The sequence below is a fragment of the Pectobacterium betavasculorum genome, assembly GCF_000749845.1.
GTDB classification, from domain to species: domain Bacteria; phylum Pseudomonadota; class Gammaproteobacteria; order Enterobacterales; family Enterobacteriaceae; genus Pectobacterium; species Pectobacterium betavasculorum.
Genome location: NZ_JQHM01000030.1, coordinates 1 through 5,798, shown reverse-complemented (window position 1 = coordinate 5,798; position 5,798 = coordinate 1). Strand labels below are relative to the sequence as shown.

2 protein-coding genes are annotated in these 5,798 nt (G+C 59.2%); both read right to left on the bottom strand.

The window, feature by feature from the left end:
• Positions 1 to 3,530: non-ribosomal peptide synthetase (locus tag KP22_RS20815; protein ID WP_039326214.1), on the bottom strand; the 3,530-nt coding region annotated here is incomplete at its 3' end.
• Positions 3,523 to 5,798 (bottom strand): non-ribosomal peptide synthetase (locus tag KP22_RS20810; protein WP_156103779.1); only part of this gene is annotated, 2,276 nt, incomplete at its 5' end. The genes KP22_RS20815 and KP22_RS20810, both read right to left, overlap by 8 nt.

The following is a 5,798-nucleotide window of genomic DNA, read 5'->3' as shown; positions in this document are numbered from 1 at the left end:
CGATCGGCCGGCTCCACTACCTGCACCGGCGCGCCCTCCCGGCTGTCGATATGGGTGCGCAGCGCCGCATGACGCGCCACGATCCGATCCAGCGCCTGACGCAGCGCCGCGACGTCCAGTTTTCCGCGCAGGCGGAACCCGCCCGCTATCACATAGGCGGCTCCCGCCGCCTCGTCCATCTGTGCCAGGAACCACAGCCGCTGCTGAGCCAGCGACAGCGGCGGCGTCTCGCCCGCCGCCAGCGGCTCAATGGCCGACAGCGCCCCCTTCACGGCCGTGCCGAGCGAGGCCGCCATATCCTTGAGAGCCGGACGGGCAAACAGTTCCGCCAGCGGCAGCTCACGGTTTAACTCACTGCGAAGGCGCGAAATGAGCTGTACCGCCAGCAGTGAATGACCGCCGAGCGCGAAGAAATCGTCCTGCCGGCTTACTTTTTCAACCCCCAGCAGCGACTGCCACATCGTCGCCAGCGCCGTTTCGTCCCCCGCCAGCGGTGCTTCATAGCGCTGGCGCGCAAAAGCGGCTTCATCCGGCTCCGGCAGTGCATTACGATCTACTTTGCCGTTCGGTGTCAGCGGAATGCGCGCCAGCATGACATAGGCCGCCGGCACCATATATGCCGGCAACCGCTCGCAAAGGTGTTCTTTAAGCGCTTCGATAGCGATACCGCCCTCCTCCCGAGGGACGCAGTACGCCACCAGCCGCTTTTCCTGCGCCTCGGAACCCGACGCAGTCACCACTGCTTCCCGTACGGCTCCGCAGTCCTGAAGCGCGGACTCTATCTCGCCCAGTTCGATACGAAAGCCGCGGATCTTCACCTGAAAATCATTGCGCCCCAGATAATCAATCGTACCGTCGGCGCGCCAGCGCCCCAGATCGCCCGTACGGTACAGACGCGCACCCGGCTCTCCGGAGAAGGGATCGTCAACAAAGCGTTCGGCGGTCAGGTCTTCCCGCCCAAGGTAGCCGCGTGTTACCCCGGCACCACCGATGCAAATCTCCCCCGCTACGCCAATAGGCGCCGGTTCGCCGCGGCTATCCAGCATATATATCTGCGTATTATCGAGCGGCCGGCCAATGACAATCTGCTGGTCGGCAGCCAGAATGGGAGAACAGGTCGACCATACGGTGGTTTCAGTCGGGCCATACATGTTCCACAGATTGCCTACTTTTTCCAGCAGCGCCTGCGCCAGCCCCAGAGGAAACGACTCGCCGCCGATCAGGGCGGTCAGCCCAGGTTCACCATGCCAGCCTGATTCAAGCAGTAATTTCCACGTTGCCGGCGTCGCTTGAAACAACGTTATTCCCTGTTCGCACAGATAACGTCCCAGACGTTCGCCATCCTGACGCAAAGCATCACTCGCCACATGTAGTTGCCCACAGCAGATCAGCGGCAGGTAGATTTCCAGTACGTGGATATCAAAGGAGACGGTTGTGACTGCCAACAGACGCGCGGCAGCCTTAACACCGAGCTGCCGCTGCTGAGACAGCAAAAAGTTCACGACCCCTTGATGGGGCACCATGACACCTTTCGGCTTCCCGGTGGAACCTGAGGTATAAATAACATAAGCCAGATGGCGGGAGGTAAGTCCACGCGAGACAGGGGGAATATTAGATACAGCACACGCCGACCAGGGACGGTAATCGCTATCCAGCGCGATGATTTTCAGCGCCTGCGGTAAATCACCCAATTGCGCATGAATATCCTGCATGGTGATCAACACCAGAGGTTTACTATCCTCCAGAGTATAAGCAAGCCGCGCCGGAGGCGTTAACGGGTCCAGCGGCACATAGGCACCTCCCGCTTTGAGGGTGGCCAAAATCGCGACAACCATTTCTACACCGCGCGTCAGGGCGATCGCCACCCTGTCGTCTGGCCGCACGCCCAGTTCGATCAGCCAGTGCGCCAGTTGATTAGCGCGGGCGTTCAGTTCGCCATAACATAGCGTCTGATCGTCGTAGACCAGCGCCACCTCATCAGGACACGCCTTGACCTGCTGCTCAAATAGTTCATGGATACAGGATTCGGCAGGGTAATCCATCAGCGTATCATTGAAATCGAACACCACCTTCTGCCGTTCCTCGAACGACAGCATCGGCAATGCCTGCACCGGTAAATGAGGACTTTCCGCCATGCTGCGCAGTAGCGCCTGCCAGTAACCCAGATAGCGCTGTACCGTGTTTTCATCAAACAGCGCGGTAGCATAAATCAGTACACCCTGCATAACGCCATTGCTCTCCCCCAGCGATAAACTGAGATCGAATGGCGCATTAACCGCCTCCCCTGCCAGTTCACTTAGGGTCAGTCCCGGCAGCGACAGTTTATTGTCGGGCGTATTCTGTAACGCCAGCATCACCTGAAAGATCGGGCTGTGCGACAGGCTGCGGACCGGCGCGACCGCCTCCACCACCTGCTCGAACGGAATATCGGCGTGGCTCTGCGCCGCCAAGGCGGCGGCCTTCACCTGTTCCAGAAGCGCACCGGTATCCGGAGAAGCCGACAGGTCCACCCGCAGCGCCTGAGTGTTGACAAACATCCCGATCAGCGATTCGACTTCACGCCGACCACGCCCGGCGATCGGCGTGCCGATCACCACCTCATCCTGCCCGGACAGCCGACTCATCAGCAGCGACCAGCCTGCCAGCAGCGTCATAAACAACGTACAGCCGTGACGCCGGCTCAGCGCGTTGAGATCGGCGAGCAGCACCGAGTCAAACATCACCGGAATACTGCCGCCAGCATAGTCCTGAGTTTGCGGGCGCGGCCGATCCGTCGGCAGCGTCAGGCATGCCGGGATACCTTGCAACTGTTCAACCCAGTAGCGCTGCTGCGCCTGCAATACCTCACCCTGCAAGTGCCGATGCTGCCAGACGGCGTAGTCAGCGTACTGAATGTCCAGCGGCGGCAGCGGATCGGGGAGACCCGTGCTGAACGCCTGATACAGCATGCCCAGTTCCCGCATAAACAGCCCTATCGACCAGCCGTCGGCAATAATGTGATGCATGGCGATACGCAGCAGATGCACCTCATTCTCCATTCGTACCAGTTGGCCGACGATCAGCGGGCCTTTTTCCAGATCGAAATGCGGCGGGAAAGCGTGTTCAGCCGCTTCGATATCCGAACCATCTATCTCTTCAAGCGTGAACCCAATATCCGCCGCATCAATCTGCTGTAGCGGCGTTCCCTCTACGGTAACAAAGCGGGTTCTCAGTATCTCATGACGGTCAACCAGGCGATCTAGCGCCGCACGCAGTGCGCGGGCATCTAGCCGTCCAGTAAGCGTAAACGCTCCCCCCAGAGTGTAAACGCCGCTGGCGTTCTCCTCCATTTGCGCCAGAAACCACAGTCGTCGCTGAGCAAATGCGAGAGGCTCCCCCTGCGGGGAGCGGGCAGCGGGTTGAATGGGCTGAGCATCCCCCGCGTTTTTTCGCTTCAGTCCTTTGGCCTTGGCTAGCGCCAACAGCTTGACTTTTTCACTTTTTGACAATGTCTTAATGGTGGATACTCGATCGTCATCCCTGTTATTCATAGTTGGTTTCTTCCAATAATTCCGTCATTTCAAGCAGCGCATCGTTATCAAACTGATCGATGCTGATATCAATAATCCGTTCGCTGAAAGCGAGCAGTGTCGGACAGGCAAATAGATCGGCAAGAGGCACCTCGACGTCCAGTTCGGCGCGAACGCGGGAAATAAGCCGCACCGCCAGCAGCGAGTGGCCCCCCAGTTCGAAAAAGTTATCGTGCCGGCCTACGCGATCAACGCCCAGCAGAGACTGCCAGACGACGGCAAGCGTTTCTTCCGTCTCTCCTTCCGGCGCTTCATATGCAGTATGGACGAAAGCGGTATCGTCCGGCGTCGGCAACGCCTGCCGATTGACCTTGCCATTTTGCGTCAGCGGGAACGCCTCCAGCGCGATCCACGCTGCCGGCATCATGTAATCGGGGAGATGCGACGAAACATACGCCCGTAGCGCATCGGCATCGGCATCGCCCCGATAGTAGGCAACCAGACGTTTCTCTCCGCTTTCACCCTGCGCAACAACCAGCGCCTCTTCAACCGCATCGTGACCGCGCAAGCAGTTTTCAATCTCGCCCAGTTCAATGCGGAAGCCGCGGATCTTCACCTGAAAATCGTTACGTCCCAGATAATCAATGTTGCCGTCGGCACGCCAGCATCCCAGGTCGCCGGTTTTATACATTCGGGCCTCAGGCTCGCTGGAGAACGGATCAGCCAGAAAGCGTTCGGCGGTCAGGTCAGGCAGATTCAGATAACCACGCGCCACGCCGCCGCCAATATAAATCTCGCCGGCAACGCCTACCGGAACCGGTTCGCCGCCCTCATCCAGTATATAAATGCGGGTATTAGCGATCGGCCGACCAATCGGCGGCAATGAAGGCCATTCAGACACCGTTTCCGGGCAGGTATATTCGGTGACGACATGCGTCTCTGCCGGCCCATACTGATTGCGGAGCTGGCTACGGCCAGCATCGGCGAACAATGCACGGATCTCCTCTGTCGCGTGCAGCGCCTCACCGCTGGTAATCACCTCGGCCACTTCGATCTCGCACGCCTGTTCCTGATTCGATCTGGCCATAGCCTGTAACAGAGCCGGTGGAATAAATGCACGCTGTACGCCGTGATCCTTGATGAACCTCGCCAGACGAGGCATATCAAGACGAACGTCGTTGGTTACGATAGCCAATACGCCGCCGCTGGCCAGAGCGCTGAGCGTTTCCTGGAAGCAAACGTCAAAACCAAAAGAGGCGAACTGCAACGTAGCGGTCGCAGAACGGCTTATCTGCCAGTGGACCAGATTCAGCAAGGGAGCGTGTGGCATAGCGATCCCTTTCGGCCGCCCTGTCGAACCGGAAGTATAGATAACATAGGCCAGATGCCGTGAGGTCAGCCCCAGGCTTTCCGGCGCAGGATTACGCTGCGGCAGGCCGCTCCATAGCGAGTCATCCCGCTCCAGATCAAAGATTGGCGGGAGATTGATCCCATCCAGCACCAATCGTCCCGGATCGTCAACCAGCAGCGCAACGGGCGAGCTGTCTTCAAGCATATAGCTCAGGCGATCGGCAGGATATGCCGGATCCAGAGGTACATAAGCCCCGCCAGCTTTAAGGACGGCCAACAAGGCCACCACCATCCCAGCGCCGCGCGTCACGCAAATAGCGACTCGATCATCAGGGCGAACGCCATGGCCGATAAGCCAATGCGCTAGCTGATTAGCCTTCGCGTTCAATTCCGCATAGCTTAGCGTTTGTTCTCCACACGCCACCGCCACCGCATTTGGACGCTGTGCGGCTTGCGCTTCAACCAACAGGTGGACGCCAGCCAGTTGTGGAAACGCAACGTCGGTCGCGTTAAAGTCAACCAGCACCTGCCGTCGCTCCGCCTCCGGCAGCATCGGCAGTGACCGTACCGGCTGGTCAGCATTATCCGCCATGCCGCGCAGCAGCGCCTGCCAGTACCCCAGATAACGCCGTACCGTGCCTTCATCGAACAGCGCAGTGGCATAGAACAACGTCCCCTTTATTTCTTCATCCGTCTCGCAAAGATCCAGACTCAGATCGAACTGCGCGGTGGTCATCTCATTAGGTAACGGTGATAGCGTCAGACTCGGCAGCGCCAACGTCTTGTCCGGCGTGTTCTGTAACACCAGCAATACCTGAAAGAGCGGGCTGTACGACAGGCTGCGGGCTGGCGCAACCGCCTCCACCACCTGCTCGAACGGAATATCCGCGTGGCTCTGCGCCTCCAGCGACGCCGTCTTCACCTGCGCCAGCAGCGCAC